Below are 24,890 nucleotides of genomic sequence, written 5' to 3' on the forward strand. Positions count from 1 at the left end.
CTGTGGGAGCGGGCTTGCCCGCGAAAGCGGTGGTTCAGGCGACATTGCACTGCCTGATTTACCACGGTAATCGAGAACCCCATGCCTCAACCGCGTCCCTACAAAGTTGCACTCAACGGCTACGGCCGGATTGGTCGTTGCGTCTTGCGTGCGTTGTTCGAGCGAGGCCCGGCGGCAGGGTTTGAAATTGTCGCGATCAACGATCTGGCCGACATGGCCAGCATCGAATACCTGACACGCTTCGACTCCACCCACGGCCGGTTTCCCGGCGAAGTGAAGGTCGACGGCGATTGTCTGCATATTAATGGCGACTGCGTGAAGGTCCTGCGCAGTGCCACCCCCGAAGGCATCGATTGGGCGTCGCTGGGCGTCGATCTGGTGCTCGAATGCTCCGGCGCCTGGCACACCCGCGCAGACGGCCAGCGTTTCCTCGACGCCGGCGCGCCGCGTGTGCTGTTTTCGCAGCCGATGGCCAGCGAGGCGGATGTCGATGCCACCATCGTCTACGGCGTCAATCAGGATTGCCTGACCGGCGACGAACTGCTGGTGTCCAACGCCTCCTGCACCACCAACTGCGGCGTGCCGCTGTTGCGTCTGCTGGATCAGGCGGTCGGCCTGGATTACGTGTCGATCACCACGATTCACTCGGCGATGAACGATCAGCCGGTGATCGACGCCTATCACCACGAAGACCTGCGCCGCACCCGTTCGGCGTTCCAGTCGGTGATCCCGGTGTCCACCGGTCTGGCGCGTGGCATCGAGCGCCTGCTGCCGGAACTTGCCGGGCGAATTCAGGCCAAAGCCGTACGCGTGCCGACGGTCAACGTGTCCTGCCTCGACATCACGATGCAGACCGCGAGCGACACCGACGCCGGCGAGGTCAACCGGATCCTGCGCGATGCCGCCACCAGCGGCCCGCTCAAAGGTCTGTTGGCCTACACCGAATTGCCTCACGCCAGTTGTGATTTCAACCATGACCCACATTCGGCCATCGTCGATGCCAGTCAGACCCGCGTTTCCGGCCCTCGGCTGGTGAACATCCTGGCCTGGTTCGACAACGAATGGGGTTTTGCCAACCGAATGCTGGATGTTGCAGAGCACTATCTGCAGACAGCGACTTCAAAAAAACCGTAGGAAGTGCGACCCATGACCGTGTTGAAGATGTCCGACCTCGATCTGCAAGGTAAGCGCGTATTGATCCGCGAAGACCTCAACGTCCCAGTCAAGGACGGTGTTGTCACCAGCGATGCGCGTATCCTGGCTTCGCTGCCGACCATCAAGCTGGCCCTGGAAAAAGGCGCGGCCGTGATGGTCTGCTCGCACCTGGGTCGTCCGACCGAAGGCGAATTCTCCGCCGAGAACAGCCTCAAGCCTGTCGCCGACTACCTGAGCAAGGCCCTGGGCTGCGAAGTGCCGCTGGTGGCCGACTACCTGGGCGGCGTTGACGTCAAGGCCGGCGACATCGTGCTGTTCGAAAACGTGCGCTTCAACAAGGGCGAGAAAAAGAACGCCGACGAACTGGCCCAGCAATACGCTGCCCTGTGCGACGTGTTCGTGATGGACGCTTTCGGCACCGCTCACCGCGCCGAAGGTTCGACCCACGGCGTCGCCAAGTTCGCCAAGGTCGCCGCTGCCGGCCCGCTGCTGGCCGCTGAGCTGGACGCACTGGGCAAAGCCCTGGGCGCCCCGGCCAAGCCAATGGCGGCCATCGTTGCCGGCTCCAAGGTGTCGACCAAACTCGACGTGCTGAACAGCCTGAGCCAAATCTGCGATCAACTGATCGTCGGCGGCGGTATCGCCAACACCTTCCTGGCTGCGGCCGGTCACCCGGTCGGCAAGTCGCTGTACGAGCCGGACCTGCTGGACACCGCGCGCGCCATCGCCGCCAAGGTCAGCGTGCCGCTGCCGGTGGACGTGGTGGTTGCCAAGGAATTCGCTGAAAGCGCCGAAGCGACCGTGAAGCTGATCGCTGACGTGGCTGCCGACGACATGATCCTCGACATCGGCCCGCAAACCGCGGCCAACTTCGCCGAACTGCTGAAGTCGTCGAAAACCATCCTGTGGAACGGTCCGGTCGGCGTGTTCGAATTCGACCAGTTCGGCAACGGCACCAAAGTGCTCGCCGAAGCCATCGCCGAAAGCGCGGCGTTCTCGATTGCCGGCGGTGGCGACACCCTGGCGGCCATCGATAAATATGGCGTGGCTGAAAAGATCTCCTACATTTCCACCGGCGGTGGCGCGTTCCTCGAATTCGTCGAAGGCAAGGTGCTGCCGGCCGTTGAAGTCCTGGAAAGCCGGGCCAAGGCCTGAGGCCGCCCGATTGGCCAGGCAAAGGAGTGTTCAGATGGTCAAGTCGTTAGCGCTGTTGCTGCTGACCGGTACGCTGGCGGCCTGCGGGAGCAACCCGAAGGCCGAGCCGACACCGGCACCGGGCGAGGCCCAGAAAGGCTGCTACCAGGCCGACTGGCAGGCCGAAACCAACCCGGTGCTGAACAAGCGCTCGGGCCCGGACGGTCTGGACAAATACGAGACGCAAACCCCGGCCAAGGAACATGGTTGTCCTTGACCGGTCTGACTCTTTACTCAAGTCCGGCGGCGTGCGCCGTCGGTCGAGGAACACGGATGAAAGGCTTGATCGCCGTTGCGGCACTGGGATTGTTGGGTGGTTGCGCGCAGTGGAACCCGTTCCAGTCGTCCGCCCCTGTGGATAACTGGACCACCTGGACCTGCGACAGCCAGGCCAGGGTGCTGTGGCGCTTCACCGATGCCGCCCGCAAGGAAGTCGATGTGCGTCTGGGCGGCGGTGATCAGGTCTATCACCTGAAAGAAGAGCCGGGCGCTTCGGGCGCGTTGTACAGCGATGACATGCTGGCGTTTCACATCAAAGGTGAGGAAGGCCTGGTTTACTGGGTCGCCACCAATGATCTGATCGGTCGGGGCTGCAAAGCCGAATAAAACAGAATTTGCTTTATCGAATCACCAGGCCGGGCCTCAACCCCCGATCTGCAATCACTTGAATAGCCGCCGCCGCTCCGGCAGGCTGGCACGATTAACGACCCAAACCGGGAGAGACACACACAATGGCACTTATCAGCATGCGCCAGATGCTGGACCACGCAGCCGAGTTCGGCTACGGCGTTCCAGCCTTCAACGTCAACAACCTTGAGCAGATGCGCGCCATCATGGAAGCCGCTGACAAGACTGACTCCCCGGTGATCGTCCAGGCTTCGGCCGGTGCCCGCAAATACGCCGGCGCCCCGTTCCTGCGTCACCTGATCCTGGCCGCGATCGAAGAATTCCCGCACATCCCGGTGTGCATGCACCAGGACCACGGCACCAGCCCTGACGTCTGCCAGCGCTCCATTCAACTGGGCTTCAGCTCGGTCATGATGGACGGCTCCCTCGGCGAAGACGGCAAGACCCCGACCGACTACGAGTACAACGTCCGCGTGACCCAACAAACCGTCGCCATGGCTCACGCCTGCGGCGTTTCGGTTGAAGGCGAGCTGGGCTGCCTGGGTTCGCTGGAAACCGGCATGGCCGGTGAAGAGGACGGCATCGGCGCCGAAGGCGTTCTGGATCACAGCCAGATGCTGACCGACCCGGAAGAAGCCGCTGACTTCGTCAAGAAGACCCAGGTTGATGCCCTGGCCATCGCCATCGGCACCAGCCACGGCGCCTACAAGTTCACCAAGCCACCTACCGGTGACGTGCTGGCCATCGACCGCATCAAGGAAATCCACAAACGCATCCCCAACACTCACCTGGTGATGCACGGTTCCTCGTCGGTTCCGCAAGAGTGGCTGGCGATCATCAACCAGTACGGCGGCGACATCAAAGAAACCTACGGTGTACCGGTTGAAGAAATCGTCGAAGGCATCAAGCACGGCGTGCGCAAGGTCAACATCGACACCGACCTGCGTCTGGCATCCACCGGCGCCATGCGTCGCCTGATGGCCACCAACCCGAGCGAGTTCGACCCACGTAAATTCTTCGGCGAAACCGTGAGGGCGATGCGCGATGTATGTATCGCTCGTTACGAAGCTTTCGGCACTGCCGGCAACGCTTCGAAGATCAAGCCGATCTCGCTGGAAAGCATGTATCAGCGTTACCTGAAGGGTGAGTTGAACGCAAAGGTCAATTGAGACTGGGTGTTTAGCTGATTTGAAAGAAACCCGCCGTGAGGCGGGTTTTTTATTTTTGTTTAATACAAGTGCAGCGCCTAAAGAACGTTGGTTGAAAATGCGTCACTCCAGCCTGAGGTGGCGCCATTATTGTTTGTTCTGGCAACAATTGTAATCGGACCTTGCTCCGGGCGGCTCTTAATGAGCGCATAGGCGTTTGCTTCGACATCGAGCCGAATCGAGACTTTGAGTACCAGAATACTATGAGACGTTTTAACATGCTGGCAGCTGGTTTGTGGCTGACTTCTGAGTAGCCATCGCGTTTTCTAGAGGTTTTCAAAGATGCGCGTTTCACTCGATCATACTTTGACGAAAGCCTTCGAATATATCCGTATTGGCTACAACGTCAGGTTTCACTTCACCTCGATACCAGGCCATACCTTCCATCGTACGAGGAGGTTGAAGCGGCCGCGAATCACCTCCTCATCACCAACGTCGGTGTCAGCACTGACTCTTTAAGATCATTGATGGGTATTAAAAGGGACGGTGCGCGTCGGGCGGTCGGACTCTGGAAGGACAACCGTAGACTGACCCTCTGACTCCCGACGAGTTCGTGACAGCCGGCACATCCAGCAATAGTGAATACAGTTCATTCTGAAGTTCTGGTTATTTGTTTTTGGGGGTTTACCTCAAGCGCACGTCATCTCGGGGGGCAAGCTCTACCTCAACACCTTCTACGGCGACTACTTTGCCTTCGATTGCCTCGAGGGATCCGTTTGGCGGAAGATCCTGCTGTGTAAGCTGTCGGCTCATGCAGGATGGGCTCAGTTACATTAGCAAGACCACCCCGTTTTCTGGCGTTACATCCCCTTCACATGCGAGCCCATTCCATGACCTTTGAGCCACCGCAGAAAGGTAATCCGCATCAGCTGACGATGAACCAACATACCTTCCCGAGCGCCAGCATTTCCCGCTTCGCGAACGAGAAAGGGGCGGTTCAGGTGCTGCGCAAAGCGTCTGAAAAGGTCTTTCATGCCAGGCCGGCGGACCGAATATTCTGTGCCCAAAGGGTTTGGGATCAGCAGGCCGAAGGCGGATTCATGAAAGGTATCGAGGACGCCTACCAGGCTCTGGCCAGAGTCATTCTCGATGATCCTGCTTTTCGCTTGGGCCGCCAGCATTTCAACGTGATCAACGAATTCTACTGCCTATGGAACATCCGAGCGCAGTGGAAGATGACTGAACGGCTGGCCGACCCGTCAATCGGCAGCGCTTCTGAGGTAATCGGTCTCCTAAGTCACTACACCCAGGATGAACAGGAGCAACTGGAGGCCGGAGGTATCGGCTATATCCGCCCCGACCTCACGATTCCAAGCCGCTCGCTGGTTGCGCCGTCGATACGCCTCAACCTTACCGACGCGGTCAGGGCAATGAGCGGCGAAACGTGGCAGCTCCTGCATGCTGTCGAGGGAGAGTTCGTCGTGCCGGACAACTTTTTCAAATGGCTGTTTGTACCGCTTTCGCCCACCGTCTGCTTTTGCGCGCATCCTGAAGTGAACCCATCCAGTCTGCACTGTGATGGTGTGGCGGCCATTAATCGCCTCGCCATTGATGCCAGCATTGACTACTACTTCGCCCGCGACCTAGATCATTGCCCCCAATGAGTGGCTCCTTTGACTATAAAGGGTGCCATCGACTGGGAATGATGTCGGATTGTGAAATTAATGCGACTGAAATGGCCATCCCAGTGCCTCGCTGAGCAGAAGTCGGCCGCAGGATCCAATTGAAAATACTCAGCCTATCCCCCATATCTGCAGGTTAGGTCTCGATCCCGAGTCCTAATCACCGAAAGGGATGTACCATGAGAAATCCGATTCAAACGCAGCAAACCCGTGCGAGAAAAGAGTTCAAAGCTCTCGGTCGTGCGGAGAAAAATGGCGTGACCGACGCTGAAATTGTCCAAGAAATGGTCAAGGACATGGCAAACCCAGGTTCTGCTCAATCCGTAATGCAGGCCGCTGCTGCGGTTATGTACATGAGCGCAGTGAAAGAGGGCGATACGCCCATCACGACTGCGGTTAATCGCTGCCTGGAGAGACAGCGCAAGGAAAAGGCAAACACTCGCGCTGTTCCTAGCCCAGCCTAACCGTTCGCTGCACTCGCGACCCCATACTTCTGCCTTCAAGCAGAAGTAAGGGGTTGCACCTTCCAATCGTCAAATCTGACCGATTGTAGTCTCCACACTGGCGCGGAAGACACTAGACGCCCTTGATCGCATCATCGCCGAGCACGATCAAATCAGGCCAACCTGCCCGTTAGTCGTAAGGTTTGGCGGCGAAGGCCTCCAGGATCTTCGCGATTATCTCGTTATCCACCTGTTGGTACAGGAACAGAAAGGGGTAAGCACTCTCCAGCAAGCTCATAGCCTTCAGCCCGTTAAATAGAATTTCTGCGTGGGTAGGATGACGACCTTTCTTAGCTGGGCAGCAAGCCAATACCCATTGGTTTGAATTCCAGACCCGCACTTGTAACCTGCCAGTTACCGTAAGCAATAGTGTCGCTATATTCTGGATGCCAGGTGTGAATGGCCTCCATCATCCAACTGAGCAGGCCTCTTTTGTTGTTTTGGTTTTTTGCATCCCTTGCTACATCATGAAAATCTTGGGACTCACGCGCCCACATTTCACCTTGTGCGAAGATGTATGGACCAAATTTTTTTGCAAGTTCGAGCTGGTTTGGCAGGGAGGTTCTAAGCTGCATCCAGGCCAAAACCGTTTCCGTTTTGTCCGGCTCATCGCAAGCAATGATTCTAGTGATGAGATCCTCGTACGCCTCTACCCAACGTTGCTCAGCCTCTGGAAAGAGCTTGATCTCCTCGGGGATGATGAAGATGTGCTCCATTTCATTTTCTAGCTGAAGAGAGAACTGAGCAATGGAGGGGTGGCAATATTTGGTAGGCATGAGTTTGATTTGACCCTCGCAGAGATCGCGACGGAGATGAAGCAGTTCGTGCCCGATTACCGAAGTAGTGGCGGTGGACGGATCGCACCAGATCACCACCCTCTGCTGGTAACCGTCGATTTCGAACGACGCAATTGCCTTTTTGATATCAAACACAGGATCAACACATTCCGCCTTATGCAAAATCTCAAGCTCGATCCCTGTTGACTCAAAAATTTGTTCCGGAATAACGCGAAGGCTCAATGGTAAGAGCTCCCAAGTCTCTCTCAGACTGAGGGCATCTAACTGCTGTTCAAGAAGTAACATCAAGTAAATCCTGTATAGTATGCGAATGTTTGCGAACGATCGCCCGGTGACAAGATCGTACCTATCCTGGCAATACGTTCTTCTAAAAGCCCAGGAATCTACACGGGTGGATTCACGGATACATGCATTAGCCCAGCGTAATAAATCGGTTTGCGCCCAGCTGTTCCGCTATTCGGCTCGCACTTTCCAATCAGTCCTTGAAAACCTGAATGCGCTCATTCAGTAGTGGGTGATTGCAGGCCGAGACAGCTATGAGATATGCGATTGCCTGGCACAATTCAACGCAGTCAAATAGCGCATGACTGACGTGTCAGCTAATGGTGTGAGAACTCGCTATTTAAATAATGATTGAAATTCCCTCGTCGTTTCCATATGTAGTCGAGTACTTGTGAATAGCCTTCAAAAACTGATCGTCCCAAATTTCTGAATAAGCGCTTCTGTAGTTAAATAAAAGTTCCGGCTGAGTGCCATAGTGAATTACGCGAGCAACGGCTTGTTGAGCGGGGTGGTGATAACTCGCGCCATTAGAGCTAAACAAATATTGTTTGCAGTCTAGCGCCTCTATAAACTCCTTGGAAACATTGTTCTCGCTACCATGGTGAGGAACTTTTATTAGATTAAATTGAAATGGTGGTTTTCCCCATGTCTGTATCAATGACTTTATTAGCCGTGACGGGTACGCGTCGGCGCCAAGCAGAACCCTCTTGCCCTCGTATTCGATTACAAACGCAATACTGCTACCGTTGGCCACGGTTGTATCTTCACTGAAGGCTTCAGATGCCAACATTTGGACGTTCAATGGTGCGGCTGCGCCGAAGGCCTCTAGACCGTCCTTACCAAAATACTCAGTTTCAGCGGGAACATCAGCGTATAGATCTGCTTCGCCGCATACCTTGACCCAACTTGCTCTAAGATTTTCTAGCTGCTCCGCGTCGGGAGAAAGCAAAGTGATCTTTGCGCCGCCGGGAATCTCGAAAGTAGGGCAGGCTTCTTGCGTCACCATAAAACCAGAATTTTTAATTGCTGCGTTCCAAGGCACGCCTTTCTCGAGTAGAAGTCCGGTTAAACGCTCGCCTTGTTTTTCTCCAAAGGCCTCCTTCGCGGAAAGATGGCGGAAACCGTTGAACCAGAAATCACGAACTGGCACGTCATAGAAGTTTTTCTCAAGAAGGCTCAACATACCGCCAATGTGGTCGCGGTCGACGTGAGTAACGACAACCAACTCAAGGTGGCCGCCCCGAGCCGATAGTTGCTCAAGTCGTTTTTTTAAGGACTTGGGAGCAGAAGGGCCAGCATCCACGAGAATCACGCTCGGGCTATGTTCTTCACCGTACTCAATCCACAAGCAGTCACCGAAACTTGCCGGTAAAGCAGTCAATCTGAACATTATCGGATCCCTCTGCTATTTTTGCTTCATTGGTAAGCCGAGATATCTTGCAATCTGCAGCGTCGTAAAGGGCTCAGTTCTTACGCATGCAACATCAGCAGCCTTCGCTGCAGCCAGCATCTCGCGAACATGATGGTCAGCGGGAAACACTTTGATCAGCAGCGTGAGTGCATCTACCAGGAGATGGAGGCCGATGGTGTAATAAGGCAAGCCACGAGACCAGGCTAATGTAAAAAGATCTTTTGCTGTTTTCCACGAATTGGCGTCGTTTCTACCGTCGCGCAGAGTCTTCCAGCCTAATGCGATGGCACCATCGGGTAGGAAGTTATACCTAGAGCTGAGTGTCTTCATCCAAGTTATATGTTCCGACTCAACGGTTGTCCCGAGTGCGAATAAATACGCCGCCGCTGCAGCGGAAAATGGATTCCCGATTTTTCTGTACAGCGCGGTAGTCGCTTTTCCTCGCTCACTTTCGGAAATTGAAAGACTGGAAAATAGATCACGCCTCGTTAAGTATTCAATAAGTGACCCGTATACCGGGTCCGTCAATTTTAGTGAAACCGACCACTTGAATGTTTCGCTGCCCTCTTTGCCCTTTTCCAGCATGAGTTTGAAAGGCTCAAGGTTCTCACTAAACCAACCATAAGGATAAGAAACTAAGGTTTGAGGTTTTCCTTTGCAACTAACAATAAGCCATTTGCGTTTGGTTGTCCTCCCGAAGTCGCGTACTTCGTCCCATGTCGCAGCGGGCAACGGTAACTCATGATGGCGTTCGGTGTTTATTGCGTATTCAAATATGGTTTTACTTTGGTCGCTCGAGCGTCTTAGGTCGCTGGCAAACTCATAAAGCTCTGAAAGAGAAATTATGTTCGGCTGTGTTGCAATGCTTACTTCAAGCTCGATCTTTCTTGTGGATAAGCGTCTTGGAGCGGCACTGACAACTCTTGGGATCCAGTTGTATTGGCTTTTTGTATTTCTATAAAAATTTGATATTTGTTTGGGTGCCTGCACGATAAGCCGATAGTTCTGATTTTCATCAACGGAAATGGTAGTACGCTGCGACTGGCCATTCGGATAACCCACGTCTACGAGATAGTTACCCGCTTCAGGCAGGGTTAACGTGTTGGCCGACTTCTCGCTGAGCTTATCTCCGATCAGCACCATATGATTAGAGAAGATCGGATTTCCAATGGTTAGCTCATCGTTTTTTTGAGACAGGGGCCATATCGAGCAAAGCACTTCACGTGGCGGTCCGGAAACCTCACCCTTGCCTGTTTCAATAGTGATAGTCGGATTCATATCACCTCCAACGTAATGTTCTGGAACGGTGGAACCATGTAGATCTGGATTGGCAAGACCTTGTACTTCACCGCAGGGGCGAAAGTTGCCTCGACGCTGCAAGGACCATGTGGAATGAAGGTTCGCCAAGGATTGGCGAGATCGGGTCGCATTACTCGACTTTTGCCTGCCGACATGTAGCTGATTTGGGCGGAATCGTTTGCCGCTTCGTTATCCAGACACACATGCACAACCACCTGCGGTGGCTGGGTGAGAACGTGTATCTGGAAACCCACCCCCGATATTCCATCGGCTGGGCACTGAGGAGCACCGCTGAAATCATCCATTAAGGCCGCAATGGCTTTTTGAAGCTGGTGGGGAGAAACCGCCCAGTGCCGGCCGCTGGGCTGGAACACTGCACAGCGGTTCAAGCCATCCAGCAGCGCCTGAGTGAATGTGCTGATCTGTCCCGGCATGCCAAATGCCTGTTCACCCAACCTGGCAGAGAAGAGAACGGGATTCTCTCCATTGAAAGTTTGCATCACGTTGGCTTCAGGCAACCCGGACTGCCCTAAGTCGTTCGGATCCATGACAGTCGCCAAATCGACCGTCCGACACGCATCAATGAGGTAAAGCTGTTTCTGGGCGACACAGCTCCACATTGCAAGCCGTAAATCCCCTACATGGGCGGCGTGTCGAAGTAGCTTCGCCGATTTTCCGGCGTCTGCCAGCAGCAGATGTGTGTTTACCCCATCTCCCATGCCATGCCCGCAGAAATAGAAAATGGCCACGTTTTTAGGGTTGGAATTTGCCCTTTTCTTCCATGCCGATATTGAGGCTTCGTAGTTATCCCAGGTCGCCGCGTCGATTTGCTGATGAAGACCTGCTTTGTCGGTAAATTGAGCCGTGCCGACTTGGGAGATCAGCACTTCAATGGATTTGAGTGGTGCTTCCGGGTTGTGAAGGGTGGTGTCAACCCACTTCAGCATTTCCATGGCAGAAACTGGAGGCGATGTGATCTGACCCATGTTTCGGGGATTAGCGCTGACCGGGCCTGTGCCACCTTTTAAATGCGGATAGTTTCCCACGCCTATGATGAATACATGGGTGCCAGGTCCGTCTGTGTTGTCCAGTCTGAATGTAGTCATCGTGCGCGTGCTCTCGCCTGCGTTCTGACGTCTCGTAAGTTCACGCCTTTAGTGACGAGCGCTCTGCGAGCGCTGGCAAAGACGTCGGCCCTTTTTTCGGGGTCGGAGATCGTCAGAATGACCGCGAAGGTGACGCCTGACTCAGGATAGTCCGCGCCTGCGCGTGTCAGTGAGTCGACAACTAATCGCCAGTTACTCGTCCCCTCAAGGCGGCTAAAGGTTCGACTGTAGCGCTTGACTGGCCACCACTTCGCACCGTGAGCAATCAGGTTTTTTTCCAGCACACCGGGATGATCTGGCTTGAGGCGCCCGCTGTAAGAGAACTTGCCCGTTCTTTTGTTCACGGTCTCTTGGCGCAGGTACGCGTCCAGGTTAACGCGGGTAAATTCAGCTTGATGCCGACGATCAAACGGCGGTGAGTAAACGATGGTCAGTTCAACTTCGCCGCGAGTTGAGCCATTTTCGACCAAGACTGAAGGCCACTCAAAATCAAAGGACAGCTCCATCCGAGGTTTCAGCGTGTCCTGAAACACCAAGGTAATGGACGTGTCATCGGTTGCGAGCATATCGTCGACTGAGCCCGGGATACCGAAACCGGCAAAGTCTTTGCTGACTGCGTTCAGCAGTTTGTCATCTAGCAACGCTGGCATTTTGGCAAAGTGGTACATCAGCGCCATGAGCACGTCACGGGGTTGGCGACCTTCAATCCTGTGATCGAGGATCGCGAGCGTTTTGGCAACTAGAGGTGCGGCGAAGCTTGTACCCTCGTCCGGGATGAGATCACCGGCATGATCGAGAGATTTAAGGGGATTGTTGGTCGCTAAACATCCACCCACATGCGCGAAGTCAGGCTTGATTCCTGCAGAGGTAGCCGGCCCACGTCGTGAGTACCGCGCCGGCCTCGTCAGGCCCAAATGGTCGATGGGTTCAAGTGCGCCTACTGTAAGGTTGCGGGCTGTTTCCCCGGGGACGTAAATTCTGTCCGCACCAAGCTGCCTATAGGTGGCAAGTTGCTGAAGCGCAGGAGTTGCACTATCTGGCCAGCGGCTACGCGATTTAGCGCTTTCCAGATTGCCGGCGGAAATGACAAAAATGACATCGTGTTTGTCCGCGATCTCATCAAGAATCGCCGCGTAGGGGCTGTATCCATTCTGGTCAGTCATGGACTCAGGGTTAAGGCTAAGGTTGATTACCCTCATATTTTCAGGCTTGGACCCGCTCAGCTCCTGATCGAGCTGACGCATCATGTCGATGAAGCCTTGCTGGAAGTTGCCTTCGAATTTGTCTTCATCTTCGGTGAAGAGGTCATAATCGAAAAATTTGCAGGGATCTTGCTCAATCCGCTGGTTAGGATTGAAGGATGCGCCATTGATCAATAAGCCCGCGATAAATGTTCCATGATCTCGATCGCTATCAGGCTCGCGCATGTAGTCCACAGTGCCTGCAGACCATGCTGAAATGGATTTTTGTCGGCTGATCCCGGCATCGACAACCCCGACAATGGGATAGTCAATTCCGGGCTGAGGTTTGGGTAGCGCGGCACTTAAGGCGGGTGCCGTCCTGGTTGATGTGCGTACCGATTGTTGCCCGCGTGTGACAACTGCACCCAAGGCGTAGCGGCGAACCAAGGGCGAGTGATCCAGGTACTGGATGACAGCTTCCAGTATCCCGTTGAATTGTCTGCTTTTCACCGTCGACGCCGGAATTTGAACCGTCGTGATATGCAGATCTCGCCACTCTTCTCCTGACGCCCAAGTTTTTAGGTGTCGAGAAACGCCTTCCAGGCCAGTACGGAATCTCTGAAGCTCCGCCAATGCGGCGGCACGGTTCCTGCTGCTCCCGTCTAAAGACTCTTCATCGACGAAGAGTTCGACAGTGAAGTAACGAGCCCCCGGCCATCTCTCAAAGTGGTCAATAGCGGTTTCAAAGCTGAATGCGCGTTTGTCTTGTAGAGACGGCAATGCAATCTCTTCGATGGCTCCCGTCTCTGACCGGGCAGCGCTGGCTTGAAGCTTGTTCTTCGCATCCCTTTTGGTGACCTTTTCCTCGGCGCCGCTGATTGCATCCGCAACCGACTCTAAGGTGTCTGGGGTGACCTCAAAGTAAAGCTCCCCCAGGGCTCCGGAACCGACCAGAGGGAGGCTTTTGGGTTTGAAAAGCGCATCTACTGGCCGATGGCTTTTGGCCAACGCGTTGGACTGAAGTCGCACCTTGACGTAACCCACCTGACGAGGCCCTGTGCGCGACAGTGCCGTCCGGATGGATTCCACTTGTTTGAGGAGTTGCTGCTTGTGACGCTTGAATTCTTCATCGCGATCTTCGTAAAAATCCTTCGCTCCACCGCCGCCGCCGCCCTCAGGCAGCTTCATGTACTGATCTGTTTGGAGGACGACCTGAACGGGGTTGTTGGCCATGCTAAATCCCTTTTATTTAGGCTCGCTCGGTAGACTTAAGGCGCCGGCTTACCTTCGATTGCGTCGAGTGAATCGCATCCGCGATATCCGCTTGGACGATTTTTATATCCTTGTAGGTCAGCACTTGATGCATCCAAGAGCTCTCTCCGCGCAATATCGCTTCTCGAGCCGCCGAAGGAGCGTTAGTTGCTGATAAATCCAAGAATAGCTGCACAGAATCTATCACTGATGGCTTCTGGCCTGCACGCAATGTCATATGCCTTTTGATGAAGTCGCACATGGTTTCGATGTCCGAGCCACTGTAACCCTCGGTCAACCATGCCAAGACCTTCACTGCGCCAGGCTTGATAGCAAAACCTTCGGTGTACCGTTCGATGATCTGTAGACGGGTCGTTGCATCAGGTAGGCCTATTTCAATGCGCGCATCAAAACGTCTCCATACCGCGGGATCCAGCAGGGCCTCGTGGTTGGTGATCGCAATAGTCAGTCCAAGCGGCGCACGTGCGTCGATTGCCTGCAGCACAGCATTTACCACGCGCTTCACTTCCCCAAGCTCTTGCGGGTCATCGCGAAGCTTCGCGATCCCGTCAAATTCGTCCAGCAAAAGGAGGCATTGATAGCGATTAGCAAAGTCGAACAGAGCTCGTATGTTTCGCGCCGTTGTTCCAAGAAATGAGCTCGTTAAACCATCCAGTCGAGCGAGGACAACGGGTAAACCTAGTTTTGACGCAGCCCACAAGGCCAATCTCGTTTTGCCGGTGCCGGGCGGCCCGAAAAAAAGAGCAGTGCGTGGAATTTTGATGCCGGCCGCCTGCAGCTGATCTGCGCCTGCCCATTGTTCCTGTAGATGGGAAATGGCGCGTTCGAGGCGATCGCTGAGAATTGGTGGGGCCAGCTCTTCAAGATGGCCAGGCATAAAAATCTCTGCCAGAGGGGCGCTTGTTTCCTTGTCTACCGGTGGGGATGTATTGGGGGACATCATTTCTCCAGAGGAGACAAACCGAGATCTCACGACGCGGGAAGGGATAAGCTTGCCCGCTCCCGACTTTTTTGACCCTTCAAGAACATCTGCGATCGCCTGCGCCTCATCCAAGGCTCCTGCTTTCTTCAGAGCCCCTTGCAGGCGCTCGGCGTGCTGCAAAACGGCGCTGGATTTGTCCCGGACCGAGGCGCGCAGCATTGCCAGGACGATAGGGAAATTCTCCATTCAAAACTCTCAAATTAATATGCTGATTTGGCAGTACTATATACGGTGATGGTGATTTATGATGCATTAAAGCAATAAAATATTGCGTTTTTGATGTTTTGTATGCGATTTGACGGTTTATTGTGTGGGTGGCGGATTGCTACTTTTTACGACCGTCGGCAGTTCTCCGAGTCACTCTGCGTGCGATGCATTGTGCAGAAACGGCCGCCTGCGAGCCTTGAGCTGACGCTCCCGAGAAACCCGCCCTGAAGCGGGTTCCTTATATAGAGCTGGTTATTTCGGCTCTACGTGATCCAGCGCCTGATTCACCGCCAGTTCTCCAAGCATTACCAACTGCGCAATGCCAATCGCGGTCTTGCGGTCGGAGGGGGCGAGGGAGGCGGCGAAGTTGTTGAGCATTTCGCTGGCGGAGCCGAGGGTTTCGCTGGCGTTGGCCAGCAGGGATTCGGTGTTGTAGGCGGGGTTGGCGAAGTACATGCGGTCCGGTTCGTTGACCGTGGCCATGATGCGGGCGCCGGGGCAGAGGTAGTGGTCGAGGGCGCGTTCGGCGGCTTCGTTGAGTTTTTTGGGGTCGATGGAGTCGTAGGGGGAGGCCGGGTCTGTGACCGGCGGATGAGGCGTAGATTTAGTCATTTGCTCGAAACCTGATTGGAGTGCCCCCGCTCTGGCTACTAATCAAAGTGGAGGCAACTGTACGCAGGTTAGTAGACCGGGGTTTCGAGCAAGCCGGCGCACCCGAAGGTGCCCTGCGCACAGTCGCCATCAGGTGCAGGAATCGAAATTCCTGACTGATAGATGCTTGTGCACAAGCTCGAAGCCACGGGCTACTAAACCCGATCACTGCGAATCAGTGACCCGAATCAAGTTACCGATGGCCCTCCAGGCGCACAAGCCGGCGGATTCTGGCGTACCGGTAGGCCGTGACGCAAGCCGTTGTAGGCTTCGGGACGTTACGCGCACTGCCTTTAAACAGAAGCCTTAAACGGTCGCGCGGCTGCTATTTATCGTGATCGATATCCAGCTTGCTGAACGTCACCTGCCCACCCTCGCTGGTGTACCCGGTGTTGTCCTGCACATACACGCCCGCCTTGAAGTACAGCGGCTTGTTCCGCCACGTCGCGCTGATCTGCGAATCCCACTGATACCCGGCCGCACTCACGCCCAGTGCACCGCCGGGGCTCAGGTGAATGAGGTAGTTGAACTCGCGATTGAGTTTGATCCCGGTGGCGAGGGTGATGACGCGGCTTTCGTCCTGATCCGGATGGGTGCGCAGTTTGATCACCAGGTTGCCGGTCTCGGTTTTTTCTTTGTATTGGTACTCAAGCTTGAGCATCGGCTTCTGGCTTTCGTAGGCGTGGATCTGGCCGATGACGATCTTGCCCGAGCTGGGCACCTTGTTGACCGAAAGGGTCGCGCGCAGCAGGTTGTCGGCGTCGGGGTAATACCAGTTGCGCAATGTTCCGTTGCTGTAGGTTTCACGCAGTTCGGTACGCGGGTAGATGGCGTTTTCGGTTTTCGAGCCGGTCACCGGCGACCAGAAGAACAGGGTGCCGGTGTCGGAATGGAAGTACTGATCCTTGAAGCCGTTCACCAGTTTGGAGGTTTCGACGGTGTAGGGCGGGCTGCCAACGGGAACGCTGAGGTTCCAGGTTGCGAGGTCGATCATGTCGGTTCTTCCACTCTATTTCTCTTGCACGCGCGTGCCAGAAGCTCTAGCCCGCGCCTCTTGGGGGCGGCCTTTATAAGCGTAGAGGGATTTTTTGTTAATGGCCGTCCGGCAGATGATTGGCGTCAACATCCTGTCGAAATGCCACCTTTCCCGGTTTTCGGGGGCTTCAGCGGTGACCGTTAGTCGGCTGCCTGCTGGTTTGTTTAAATGATGGCTGGATGACAGCTATTGCTTTTACAGATCCCGGACTAGAGTGAAGACTCGGTGACTGTACGGTTTTCACGAGAAGCCGCCCGGAACACTGACCCGAGATGCCCCGACACGAGTTGTCCCGACAAGAGAAGCAGCATGGAATGCGCGCAACCCCAGCCAGGTGAAGGCAGCTCAGTCCTTTTGATCGTCGATGATTACCCTGAAAACCTGATCAGCATGCGCGCGTTGCTGCAGCGCCAGGACTGGCAGGTATTGACTGCCGCTTCCGGTTACGAAGCCCTCAACCTGTTGCTCGAACACGACATCGACCTGGTGCTGCTGGATGTGCAGATGCCGGGCATGGACGGTTTCGAAGTCGCGCGGCTGATGCGCGGCAGTCAGCGCACGCGCCTGACCCCGATCATTTTCCTCACCGCCAACGAGCAGTCCCAGGACGCCGTGATCAAGGGTTACGCCAGCGGGGCGGTGGATTACCTGTTCAAACCCTTCGATCCGCAGATTCTCAAACCCAAAGTCCAGGCGCTGCTGGAACACCAGCGCAATCGCCGGGCCTTGCAGCGCTTGAGTCAGGATCTGGAATCGGCGCGGGCCTTCAATGCTTCGGTGCTGGATAACGCTGCCGAAGGGATTCTGGTGTTGGGTGAGGATGGCTTGATCCGCTTCGCCAATCCGGCGATTTCCCGGTTGCTCAATGCGCCGGTGAAGGAGCTGGAAGGGCAGGAGTTTCTCGATTACCTGCAGAAACCGCATATTCCGCTGTGGGCCGATTCCGAGTTTTACGCCGGTTACAAACGTGGCGAGACGCTGCGTCTACACGATGCATCGCTACGAACCGCACCGGGGCAGCAGGTGCCGGTGGCCTTGTCCTGTGCGCCGCTGCCGAGTGAACAGCACGCGATGGTGGTGACGGTGCTGGACATGTCGGTGGTGCGTCATCTGCATCAACAGCTGGAATTTCAGGCGGTCACCGACCCGCTGACCGGGCTGCTCAATCGCCGGGGTTTTTACCAGACTGTGGAAAACCTGCTGTTGCGCGGCGAGCGCACGGACAGCAGTTGGGTGTTGATGTACCTCGATCTCGACGGCTTCAAAAGGGTCAACGATTCCCTCGGCCATGATGCCGGGGACCGGGTGTTGCGCTGGGTCTCCGAACAATTGAAAGCCTGCCTGCGGCCGTTCGACATTCTGGCGCGGATGGGCGGTGACGAGTTCACCGCGCTGCTGGATCTGGAATTCCCCGAGCAAGCGGCGAAGATCGCCGAGAAGCTCATCGAGCGGGTGTCGATCTGTCAGCAGATTGAAGGGCTGGATATTGCGCTGGGTGCGAGTATCGGCATCGCCACTTACCCGGATTGCGGCAACAATCTCGACGGTTTGCTGCGCGCCTCGGACATCGCCATGTACGAGGCCAAGCGGGCTGGTCGTCAGCAATATCGCTTCTACGATCATGAAATGAACGGCCGCGCGCGGTCGCGGCTGATGCTGGAAGAAAGCGTGCGTAATGCCATCGAGAACCGCGATTTCAATCTGGTGTATCAGCCGCAGGTGGCCATTGGCGATGGTCGCGTTCGTGGTTTCGAGGCGTTGCTGCGCTGGCAGCACCCGAGCGTCGGCGACGTACCGCCGGGGTTGTTTTTGCCGTTGCTGGAAGAGGCGACGTTGATCAGCCGCCTCGGCAGCTGGATCTATCACCGCAGCGCCGGGCAGCGTAAGGCGTGGGAGGCCGAGTTCTCCAAGGATCTGGTGATCGGCGTGAGCCTGAGCAACACTCAGTTCGGCCTGCCGAATCTGGTGACTGAATTGCGCCAGGTGCTGGAGCGCCATGGTTTGCAGCCGCACCAGATGGAAGTGGAAGTCACCGAAGAGGCGCTGACGGTCAACCCGGACGAGACCCGCAAGCAGCTGAAGCTGCTGCGCAATCTCGGGGTGCGGGTGGCGCTGGATGATTTCGGTTCCGGCGCCTGCTCGCTGGCGCATCTGCGCGATCTGGAGCTGGATACCCTCAAACTCGATCGCCACCTGATCGCCCGATTGCCGGACTCGTCCCGCGACGCTTCACTGGTGCGCACGGTCATCGACTTATGCAAGGAATACGGCTTGCTGGTGATTGCCGAAGGCGTGGAAACCGTCGAGCAATACCAGTGGCTGCAAGCCCATGGTTGTCAGTACGTGCAAGGCTTCCTGGTGGCGCGGCCGTTGGTCGCCGAGGACACCGCACGCTTTACCGAGCCGTTCGACTGGAGCGCGTTGGCCGGTTGAATTCGCTACACTGGCGGCCTTTTCATGACCCGTGCCGCCCCATGACTGCGTTGAAATACCTCCAGGCCTATCCCGCGAATCTGCAGGATCAGGTGCGCCAATTGATCGCCGACAAACGCCTCGGTGATTACCTGAGCCAACGCTACCCGGGCCGCCACGATGTGCAGAGCGACAAGGCGTTGTACGGCTACGCGCTGGACTTGAAGCAGGAATACCTGCGCAACGCCCCGGCCATTGACAAGGTGCTGTTCGACAACCGCCTCGACCTGACCCATCGCGCCCTCGGCCTGCACACCACGGTGTCGCGGGTGCAGGGCGGCAAGCTCAAGGCCAAGAAAGAGATTCGCATCGCCTCGCTGTTCAAGGACGCCGCGCCGGAGTTTTTGAAGATGATCGTCGTGCACGAGCTGGCGCACTTCAAGGAGTCGGATCACAACAAGGCGTTCTATAAGTTATGTGAGCACATGCTGCCGGGCTACCACCAGGTCGAGTTCGACCTGCGGGTGTACCTGACGTGGCGGGACATGCAATAAGACATCAAACAACGGAGCGCATGCATGGACGTGAGCAAGACCAAGAGCAGTTTCTACCGGCGCTTGTACGTGGCGTACCTTATCGACAGCGGCCTGGCCAGCAGCGTGCCGGCGTTGACCGAGGTCACCGGCATGCCCCGGCGTACGGCGCAGGACACGATTGCGGCGCTGGCGGATCTGGATATCGTCTGTGAGTTCGAACAGGAAGAGGGCGCGCGCAATCATGCGGGGCGCTATCGGATTCGCGACTGGGGGGCGATTGATCGGGGGTGGATCGAGCGGAATTTGCGGCAGATCAAGGCTGTTCTCGAGTATCCCTGACCTCAGCAGAGCCTTCGCGGGCAAGCCCGCGAAGGGGAAATCTCAAGACCGCCGCATACCAATATGCGGAATGTCATCCTCAAGATATTCCTCACCCGCCACCACAAACCCATACCGCCCGTAATACCCCTGCAAATGCGCCTGCGCCGACAGATAGATCGGCACTTCAGGCCAACGCTTCTGCGCCTGTTTCAGCGCCTGCTCCATCATTTCATGCCCCAACCCTTTGCCACGCCCGGCCGGCGCGGTCAGCACGCGGCCGATCACCACGTCGCCACCCTGGGATTCCGGGTCCAGCAGGCGCAGGTACGCCACCAGTTGATCATCGTCCCAGCCCATCAAATGGCAGGTGTCACCGTCCAGATCCTGACCGTCCGGATCCAGGTACGCGCAGCGCTGTTCGACCACGAACACTTCCGAGCGCAATTTCAAGATGGCGTACAGCTGCTCCAGTCCCAGATCGCTGTGATGTTTGCAGACCCACTCGATTGTCATCTTCCGATTCCTTGAACAACGTCGCCCGATACTAAGCGTCCCGCCGAAATATGTCTGTATGGCTGAGAAATCTGTGACAAAGGCCAAAATGCCATCATTCCAATATCGCGGCTCGCCGTACTTTGTGTAATCTGCTGGGAAGCACTGTGCAATGGCTTCAATGAGCTAAGGTTAGGGCCTGGGATTCGCCGTAAAGGGCCTTGGGGTTTTGACTGAAAACACGCCGGGCGGCCCGCCCGCTAAGGATTTTCAAGCATGCCGCGATTGCATCGAGCCTTTGCTTTGATCGGATTGCTGTTGCTGGGTCAAAGCGCGGCAGCGGAGAAATTGCGTCTGGTGTTCGACGTCTGGCCGCCCTTTACCGATGACACGCTGGTCAACGGTGGGCTGGCGACCGACATCGTCAGCACGGCCCTGGCCCGTGCCGGTTATGCCAGCGGTTATGAGCAGGTGCCGTGGGCGCGGGCGTTGCTGGGTGTTGGCGAAGGGCGTTACGACGTGCTGGTCAACGCCTGGTACAACGACGAGCGCACGAAGATCGGGCAGTTTTCCGCCGAGTACCTGCTCAATCGCGTGCGCTTCCTCAAGCGCAAAGACGCGCCCATCGAATACAACAACCTGCAGGAACTGCACACCTATCCGGTTGCGGTAGTGCGCGGCTATGCCTATTCGGCGCCGTTCGATGCCGACACCGCGTTGCAGAAAGTCCCTGTGCATAACTTCGCCATGGCCGTGCGCATGCTCGCGGCGGACCGGGTCAAGCTGACCCTGGAAGACGAATACGTGGCCCGCTATTACCTGGCCCGGGAATCACAGAAGGTACGTAACGCGGTGGAGTTTCTGCCCAAGCCGCTGAGCGAGAACAGCCTGCATATTCTGGTCAGCCTGAAGAACCCGCAGCACGAACAGATCGTGGCCGGGTTCGACAAGGCGATTGCATCGATGAAGGCCGATGGCAGCTATGACAAGTTGCTCAGGCAGCACGGGATGTGAGGCGGCTCAATCTTCGGCTGTGTCCTTGATCAGATGCGCCGCCAGCGTGCGCAACGGGCCGAGCTGGCGGCAGATCAGCGCCAGTTGCGTCTGCACCAGTCGCTGGCCTTCGTCGATTTCGTCCGGCATCTGCTCCAGCTCATTGGCCAGCGCTTCTTCCTCATCGCTTTGAATGGCAATCGGCTGTTTGCTCGCCAGACCCTGGGCGATCTCATCGATGCTCGACGCCAGACTCACCCCGGCGCCGTCGATCAGGTGTTCGCGCACTTCCGCCGGCAGTTGGGTTTCCCGGTGCGCGCCGAGGCCTGACAGATAGCTGAGCAAGGTGTGCGACAGCACCAGGAAGCGGAAGCCGACATCGGCTTCCTTCCGGAAATGCCCCGGCTCCATCAGCATGTTCGCCAGGGTTGTTGATAGTGCGGCGTCGGCGTTGTGCGCGTTGCGCCGGGCCAGGCGATAGGCGAGGTCGTCGCTCTTGCCGGCGGCGTATTGCTGCATGATCTGGCGCAGGTAGATGCTGTTGCAGGTGAGGGTGTTGGCCAGCACTTTGTTCAGGCGCCGACCTTGCCAGTCCGGCAGGAACAGGAATACCGCAAGCCCCGCAATCAGGCTGCCGAGCAAGGTATCGAACAGTCTCGGCACGAACAGCCCGTAGCCGTCACCGACCTGGTTGAAGCAGAACAGCACCATGATCGTGATCGCGGCGGTGGCCACGGTGTAGCGGGTGGTGCGGTTGGTAAAGAACACCACGCCGGCGGCGATGGCGAAGCACGACTGCACCAGCGGGCTTGGGAACAGATCGAACAGCGCCCAGGCAATCGTCAGGCCGATCGCCGTGCCGAAAATCCGCTGGCCGAGTTTGCGCCGGGTGGCGCCGTAGTTCGGCTGGCAGACGAACAGCGTGGTGAGGATGATCCAGTAACCCTGCGACGGGTGTATCAGGTGCACCATGCCGTAGCCGATGCTCAACGCCAGCGGCAAGCGCAGGGCATGGCGGAACAGCAGCGAGGTCGGCGTCAGCTGCGTGCGCAGACGAATCCACACGTCCTTGAAGTTGCGCGGCGAGCGGTCAAGCAGACTGCTGTCGGTGGCATCTGCCAGGGCATCGGGGTTGCTGGCGTCGCTGAGCAAACGGTCGAGGGTGCCGAGGTTGGCCGCCAGTGCGCGCAACGAACGGAGCAGTCCGCGCCAGGCCGGGTTGCTCTGGATGCGCAGGTGTTCGAGGGAGGCGTGCAGGTCGCTCAGGGCTTCGGCGAAACTCGCGTCGTAGGTGAACGGTTGGCGCATCTGGATCGATTCCGCCAGCGCCCGGCAGGCCTTGCCTTGCTGGCGCAGCAGGCGCTGGCAGCGGAACAAGACATCGCTGTGGAAAAACGCATCAGCCAGGGCGTTGTACGGGTAGTGCGAAGAACTGGCGCGTTCGTGAATGTCCTGAGCGAGGAAGTACAGCTTCAGGTAACGGCTGACTTTCGAGCCCGGACGACCGTTGCCGACCCGGTGCAGGATGATTTCCTTGGCGCTGTTCAGGGCTGCGACGACCCGGCCGTTTTGCTGGGCCAGCTCCAGTCGCCGTGCTTCGACGTCCATCTGACGGATCGGCTCGAACAGCGAGGATTTCAGCTTCAGGTAATAGCCGAGTTCGCGGAACAGCCGCGCCAGACTCTGCTGCACCGGCTGATTGGAAAACATCGCCTGCCACAGCACCGACAGCAGGCCGTACCACGCGGCGCCGGCCACCAGCAGCATCGGCTCGTGCCAGAAATCCGTGACCGCGCCACCGCGCTGATCCACGCCGATCATGGTGTAGACGGAAAGAATCAGCGTCGCCGAAGCAATCGCCCCGTAACGTTCGCCGAGCGCGCCGAGCATGGTCAGGCTGAAACTGGCCAGTGCCAACGCGATGACGAACACGATGGGGTAGGGGAACAGCAATTCCACGGACAGCGCCGCGACACTGAAACACACCAGCGTCACCGCCAGTGCGTTGAGGCGGCCCTGCCAACTGTCGTCGGTCTCGGCCAGGGCGCTGGCGATAATCCCGAGGAACAGCGGGATCAGCAGCCCCATTTCATCCTGATACCAGCACAGCGCCATGCTGCCGGTCAGGGCGATGAATACCCGCACGCTGTAGCTGAATTTATCCAGCGCCCACAGGCGCCGCAAAGACTGACGAAACGAGGTCGAGGACATGAAGTGCGAAGGCCTTCCGAGGCGATGCCGCTAAATTGAGCCAGTAATGACGCCGACGCAATGGCGCCGATCACATCTGACAGCAAAAAGTGTTCCTTTCATGCACCACACACCACTGTGGGAGCAAGCCCGCTCCCACAGGGTTTTGTGTATGGCTTTGGGTCAGACGTACTGCGCGGCAGCGTAGCCAGAGGCCCAGGCCCACTGGAAGTTGAAACCGCCCAGATGCCCGGTGACATCCAGCACTTCACCAACGAAGTAGAGGCCCGGGCTTTTCAGCGACTCCATGGTCTTGGACGACACTTCGCGGGTGTCGACGCCGCCCAGCGTCACTTCGGCGGTGCGGTAACCTTCGGTGCCGGCCGGGACGACTTTCCAGCTGCCGAGCTTTTCGGCGATGTCCGCCAGTTCGGCATGGGTGTACTGCTTCATCGGTTTGGAGACGAACCAGTTGTCCGCCAGCAGGTTGGCCATCTTCTTGGTGAAGATTTCGCCGAGCAGGGTTTTCAGTTCGCTGTTCGGACGCTCGGCGGTTTGCTGTTGCAGCCAGCTCGCGGCGTCGTGATCGGGCAGCAGGTTGATCTCGACCGTGTCGCCCGGCTCCCAGAACGAGGAAATCTGCAGAATCGCCGGCCCGCTCAGACCACGGTGAGTGAACAGGATGTTCTCGCGAAAGCTCTGGTTGTTGCAGCTGACCAGACAATCCACCGAGGTGCCGGACAGCTCGGTGCACAAGTCCTTGAGCTGATCGGTGATGGTGAACGGCACCAGACCGGCGCGGGTCGGGAGCAGTTCATGGCCGAACTGTTTGGCGACCTGATATCCGAAACCGGTCGCGCCCAGCGTCGGGATCGACAGGCCGCCGGTGGCGATTACCAGCGACTGGCACTGGATCTGGCCGAGAGTCGTGTCGAGCAGGTAACCGCCCTCGATTTTCTCTATGGTCTGGATCGAGGTGTCGAGGTGCAGGTTGACGCCGACCTGATCGCACTCGTCCAGCAGCATGCCGAGGATGTCGCTGGATTTGTTATCGCAGAACAGTTGGCCGAGTTTCTTCTCGTGATACGGCACGCCGTGCTTGGCGACCATGCCGATGAAATCCCACTGGGTGTAGCGGGCCAGCGCGGATTTGCAGAAATGCGCATTCTGCGAGAGGAAATTGCTCGGCTCGGTGTACATGTTGGTGAAGTTGCAGCGTCCACCGCCGGACATCAGGATTTTCTTGCCGGCCTTGTTCGCGTGGTCGAGCAGCAACACCTGACGCCCGCGCCCCGCGGCGGTCAGTGCACACATCAACCCTGCGGCGCCAGCGCCAATGATCACGACTTCGGTAGAGCGCAAAACGGTGTCCTCACGTTGTTCACCACAAAACAAACTGTGGGAGCGGGCTTG

The 24,890-nt window shown here is 57.0% G+C and carries 22 protein-coding genes; 11 read left to right on the forward strand and 11 right to left on the reverse strand.

Annotated features, from left to right (window positions below; all coding sequences use genetic code 11):
• Positions 1-81: 81 nt before the first annotated feature.
• The 7 genes from epd to ACTJK9_RS06470 all read left to right on the forward strand — a co-directional run bounded on the left by epd (position 82) and on the right by ACTJK9_RS06470 (position 6,270).
• Positions 82-1,134 carry an erythrose-4-phosphate dehydrogenase gene (epd, locus tag ACTJK9_RS06440; protein ID WP_064600007.1) on the forward strand — a complete coding sequence of 351 codons (1,053 nt, stop codon included), beginning with the start codon at positions 82-84 and terminating at the stop codon, positions 1,132-1,134.
• Positions 1,135-1,146: 12 nt separating this feature from the next.
• Positions 1,147-2,310 (forward strand): phosphoglycerate kinase, encoded by a 1,164-nt coding sequence (locus ACTJK9_RS06445; RefSeq protein WP_440812949.1) that lies wholly within the window; start codon positions 1,147-1,149, stop codon positions 2,308-2,310.
• 34 nt (positions 2,311-2,344) lie between these two features.
• The gene (locus tag ACTJK9_RS06450; RefSeq protein ID WP_007959706.1) at positions 2,345-2,566 is read left to right on the forward strand and encodes a hypothetical protein; all 222 of its coding nucleotides are present in this window, start codon (positions 2,345-2,347) and stop codon (positions 2,564-2,566) included.
• Between the two features lie 56 nt (positions 2,567-2,622).
• Complete coding sequence (locus ACTJK9_RS06455) at positions 2,623-2,955, forward strand: MliC family protein (RefSeq protein WP_085611947.1); 333 nt, start codon at positions 2,623-2,625, stop codon at positions 2,953-2,955.
• Positions 2,956-3,080: 125 nt separating this feature from the next.
• On the forward strand, positions 3,081-4,145 hold the full coding sequence (fba, locus tag ACTJK9_RS06460; RefSeq protein WP_440812951.1) for a class II fructose-bisphosphate aldolase: 1,065 nt from the start codon (positions 3,081-3,083) through the stop codon (positions 4,143-4,145).
• Positions 4,146-5,014: 869 nt separating this feature from the next.
• A complete protein-coding gene (locus ACTJK9_RS06465; RefSeq protein ID WP_440812953.1) occupies positions 5,015-5,788 on the forward strand; it encodes a hypothetical protein in 774 nt (257 codons plus the stop codon).
• 197 nt (positions 5,789-5,985) lie between these two features.
• On the forward strand, positions 5,986-6,270 hold the full coding sequence (locus ACTJK9_RS06470) for a hypothetical protein (protein ID WP_052032671.1): 285 nt from the start codon (positions 5,986-5,988) through the stop codon (positions 6,268-6,270).
• 329 nt (positions 6,271-6,599) lie between these two features.
• Here ACTJK9_RS06470 and ACTJK9_RS06475 read toward each other — a convergent pair whose 3' ends face one another.
• From ACTJK9_RS06475 to ACTJK9_RS06510, 8 genes are all read right to left on the reverse strand, one after another.
• Positions 6,600-7,391, reverse strand: a complete 792-nt coding sequence (locus ACTJK9_RS06475) for a hypothetical protein (protein ID WP_440812955.1) — start codon at positions 7,389-7,391, stop codon at positions 6,600-6,602.
• 337 nt (positions 7,392-7,728) lie between these two features.
• A complete protein-coding gene (locus tag ACTJK9_RS06480; RefSeq protein ID WP_440812956.1) occupies positions 7,729-8,778 on the reverse strand; it encodes a ComEC/Rec2 family competence protein in 1,050 nt (349 codons plus the stop codon).
• Positions 8,779-8,793: 15 nt separating this feature from the next.
• Positions 8,794-10,077 carry a hypothetical protein gene (locus ACTJK9_RS06485; protein WP_440812959.1) on the reverse strand — a complete coding sequence of 428 codons (1,284 nt, stop codon included), beginning with the start codon at positions 10,075-10,077 and terminating at the stop codon, positions 8,794-8,796.
• Complete coding sequence (locus tag ACTJK9_RS06490; RefSeq protein WP_440812961.1) at positions 10,074-11,051, reverse strand: caspase family protein; 978 nt, start codon at positions 11,049-11,051, stop codon at positions 10,074-10,076. The genes ACTJK9_RS06485 and ACTJK9_RS06490 overlap by 4 nt, the downstream gene beginning before the upstream one ends.
• Before the next feature lie 149 nt (positions 11,052-11,200).
• Complete coding sequence (locus ACTJK9_RS06495) at positions 11,201-13,618, reverse strand: S8 family peptidase (RefSeq protein WP_440812963.1); 2,418 nt, start codon at positions 13,616-13,618, stop codon at positions 11,201-11,203.
• A 16-nt stretch (positions 13,619-13,634) separates the two neighbouring features.
• Positions 13,635-14,825 (reverse strand): AAA family ATPase, encoded by a 1,191-nt coding sequence (locus ACTJK9_RS06500; RefSeq protein WP_047596531.1) that lies wholly within the window; start codon positions 14,823-14,825, stop codon positions 13,635-13,637.
• Positions 14,826-15,098: 273 nt separating this feature from the next.
• Complete coding sequence (locus tag ACTJK9_RS06505) at positions 15,099-15,458, reverse strand: DUF6124 family protein (protein WP_440812965.1); 360 nt, start codon at positions 15,456-15,458, stop codon at positions 15,099-15,101.
• A gap of 364 nt (positions 15,459-15,822) precedes the next feature.
• The gene (locus ACTJK9_RS06510; RefSeq protein ID WP_011336318.1) at positions 15,823-16,491 is read right to left on the reverse strand and encodes a polysaccharide lyase family 7 protein; all 669 of its coding nucleotides are present in this window, start codon (positions 16,489-16,491) and stop codon (positions 15,823-15,825) included.
• Between the two features lie 351 nt (positions 16,492-16,842).
• Here ACTJK9_RS06510 and ACTJK9_RS06515 point away from each other — a divergent pair, with 351 nt between their 5' ends.
• From ACTJK9_RS06515 to ACTJK9_RS06525, 3 genes are read left to right on the forward strand one after another with little or no spacing between them, the layout of a single operon-like run.
• Entirely contained in the window at positions 16,843-18,966 is a 2,124-nt protein-coding gene (locus ACTJK9_RS06515) for a putative bifunctional diguanylate cyclase/phosphodiesterase (RefSeq protein ID WP_064599992.1), read from the forward strand.
• Between the two features lie 41 nt (positions 18,967-19,007).
• The gene (locus ACTJK9_RS06520; protein ID WP_440812968.1) at positions 19,008-19,499 is read left to right on the forward strand and encodes a M48 metallopeptidase family protein; all 492 of its coding nucleotides are present in this window, start codon (positions 19,008-19,010) and stop codon (positions 19,497-19,499) included.
• 24 nt (positions 19,500-19,523) lie between these two features.
• The gene (locus ACTJK9_RS06525; protein WP_064380184.1) at positions 19,524-19,820 is read left to right on the forward strand and encodes a winged helix-turn-helix domain-containing protein; all 297 of its coding nucleotides are present in this window, start codon (positions 19,524-19,526) and stop codon (positions 19,818-19,820) included.
• Positions 19,821-19,862: 42 nt separating this feature from the next.
• Here ACTJK9_RS06525 and ACTJK9_RS06530 read toward each other — a convergent pair whose 3' ends face one another.
• Entirely contained in the window at positions 19,863-20,315 is a 453-nt protein-coding gene (locus ACTJK9_RS06530; protein WP_064599990.1) for a GNAT family N-acetyltransferase, read from the reverse strand.
• Positions 20,316-20,570: 255 nt separating this feature from the next.
• Here ACTJK9_RS06530 and ACTJK9_RS06535 point away from each other — a divergent pair, with 255 nt between their 5' ends.
• Positions 20,571-21,308 carry a substrate-binding periplasmic protein gene (locus tag ACTJK9_RS06535; RefSeq protein ID WP_039767985.1) on the forward strand — a complete coding sequence of 246 codons (738 nt, stop codon included), beginning with the start codon at positions 20,571-20,573 and terminating at the stop codon, positions 21,306-21,308.
• Between the two features lie 6 nt (positions 21,309-21,314).
• Here the strand turns inward: ACTJK9_RS06535 and yccS are convergent, their stop codons facing one another.
• Together yccS and ACTJK9_RS06545 are read right to left on the reverse strand one after the other, a co-directional pair.
• A complete protein-coding gene (gene yccS, locus ACTJK9_RS06540) occupies positions 21,315-23,498 on the reverse strand; it encodes a YccS family putative transporter (protein ID WP_085611943.1) in 2,184 nt (727 codons plus the stop codon).
• Positions 23,499-23,660: 162 nt separating this feature from the next.
• Positions 23,661-24,839: an NAD(P)/FAD-dependent oxidoreductase gene (locus ACTJK9_RS06545; protein ID WP_440812972.1), complete on the reverse strand. Its 1,179-nt coding sequence runs from the start codon at positions 24,837-24,839 to the stop codon at positions 23,661-23,663.
• Positions 24,840-24,890: the final 51 nt, after the last annotated feature.

The organism is Pseudomonas sp. 22082 (genome assembly GCF_052046055.1).
In the GTDB taxonomy this organism is placed as follows: Bacteria; Pseudomonadota; Gammaproteobacteria; order Pseudomonadales; family Pseudomonadaceae; genus Aquipseudomonas; species Aquipseudomonas pharyngis.

What these genes read in the sequence shown, in the direction of transcription:
- ACTJK9_RS06445 (WP_440812949.1), top strand. Translation starts at nt 1,147, where the DNA reads ATGACCGTGTTGAAGATGTCCGACCTCGATCTGCAAGGTAAGCGCGTA.
- ACTJK9_RS06485 (WP_440812959.1), bottom strand. Translation starts at nt 10,077, where the DNA reads ATGAATCCGACTATCACTATTGAAACAGGCAAGGGTGAGGTTTCCGGA.
- ACTJK9_RS06520 (WP_440812968.1), top strand. Translation starts at nt 19,008, where the DNA reads ATGACTGCGTTGAAATACCTCCAGGCCTATCCCGCGAATCTGCAGGAT.
- yccS (WP_085611943.1), bottom strand. Translation starts at nt 23,498, where the DNA reads ATGTCCTCGACCTCGTTTCGTCAGTCTTTGCGGCGCCTGTGGGCGCTG.
- fba (WP_440812951.1), top strand. Translation starts at nt 3,081, where the DNA reads ATGGCACTTATCAGCATGCGCCAGATGCTGGACCACGCAGCCGAGTTC.
- ACTJK9_RS06470 (WP_052032671.1), top strand. Translation starts at nt 5,986, where the DNA reads ATGAGAAATCCGATTCAAACGCAGCAAACCCGTGCGAGAAAAGAGTTC.
- ACTJK9_RS06490 (WP_440812961.1), bottom strand. Translation starts at nt 11,051, where the DNA reads ATGGAAATGCTGAAGTGGGTTGACACCACCCTTCACAACCCGGAAGCA.
- ACTJK9_RS06495 (WP_440812963.1), bottom strand. Translation starts at nt 13,618, where the DNA reads ATGGCCAACAACCCCGTTCAGGTCGTCCTCCAAACAGATCAGTACATG.
- ACTJK9_RS06510 (WP_011336318.1), bottom strand. Translation starts at nt 16,491, where the DNA reads ATGATCGACCTCGCAACCTGGAACCTCAGCGTTCCCGTTGGCAGCCCG.
- ACTJK9_RS06535 (WP_039767985.1), top strand. Translation starts at nt 20,571, where the DNA reads ATGCCGCGATTGCATCGAGCCTTTGCTTTGATCGGATTGCTGTTGCTG.
- ACTJK9_RS06480 (WP_440812956.1), bottom strand. Translation starts at nt 8,778, where the DNA reads ATGTTCAGATTGACTGCTTTACCGGCAAGTTTCGGTGACTGCTTGTGG.
- ACTJK9_RS06530 (WP_064599990.1), bottom strand. Translation starts at nt 20,315, where the DNA reads ATGACAATCGAGTGGGTCTGCAAACATCACAGCGATCTGGGACTGGAG.
- epd (WP_064600007.1), top strand. Translation starts at nt 82, where the DNA reads ATGCCTCAACCGCGTCCCTACAAAGTTGCACTCAACGGCTACGGCCGG.
- ACTJK9_RS06505 (WP_440812965.1), bottom strand. Translation starts at nt 15,458, where the DNA reads ATGACTAAATCTACGCCTCATCCGCCGGTCACAGACCCGGCCTCCCCC.
- ACTJK9_RS06455 (WP_085611947.1), top strand. Translation starts at nt 2,623, where the DNA reads ATGAAAGGCTTGATCGCCGTTGCGGCACTGGGATTGTTGGGTGGTTGC.
- ACTJK9_RS06525 (WP_064380184.1), top strand. Translation starts at nt 19,524, where the DNA reads ATGGACGTGAGCAAGACCAAGAGCAGTTTCTACCGGCGCTTGTACGTG.
- ACTJK9_RS06515 (WP_064599992.1), top strand. Translation starts at nt 16,843, where the DNA reads ATGGAATGCGCGCAACCCCAGCCAGGTGAAGGCAGCTCAGTCCTTTTG.
- ACTJK9_RS06465 (WP_440812953.1), top strand. Translation starts at nt 5,015, where the DNA reads ATGACCTTTGAGCCACCGCAGAAAGGTAATCCGCATCAGCTGACGATG.
- ACTJK9_RS06475 (WP_440812955.1), bottom strand. Translation starts at nt 7,391, where the DNA reads ATGTTACTTCTTGAACAGCAGTTAGATGCCCTCAGTCTGAGAGAGACT.
- ACTJK9_RS06500 (WP_047596531.1), bottom strand. Translation starts at nt 14,825, where the DNA reads ATGGAGAATTTCCCTATCGTCCTGGCAATGCTGCGCGCCTCGGTCCGG.
- ACTJK9_RS06450 (WP_007959706.1), top strand. Translation starts at nt 2,345, where the DNA reads ATGGTCAAGTCGTTAGCGCTGTTGCTGCTGACCGGTACGCTGGCGGCC.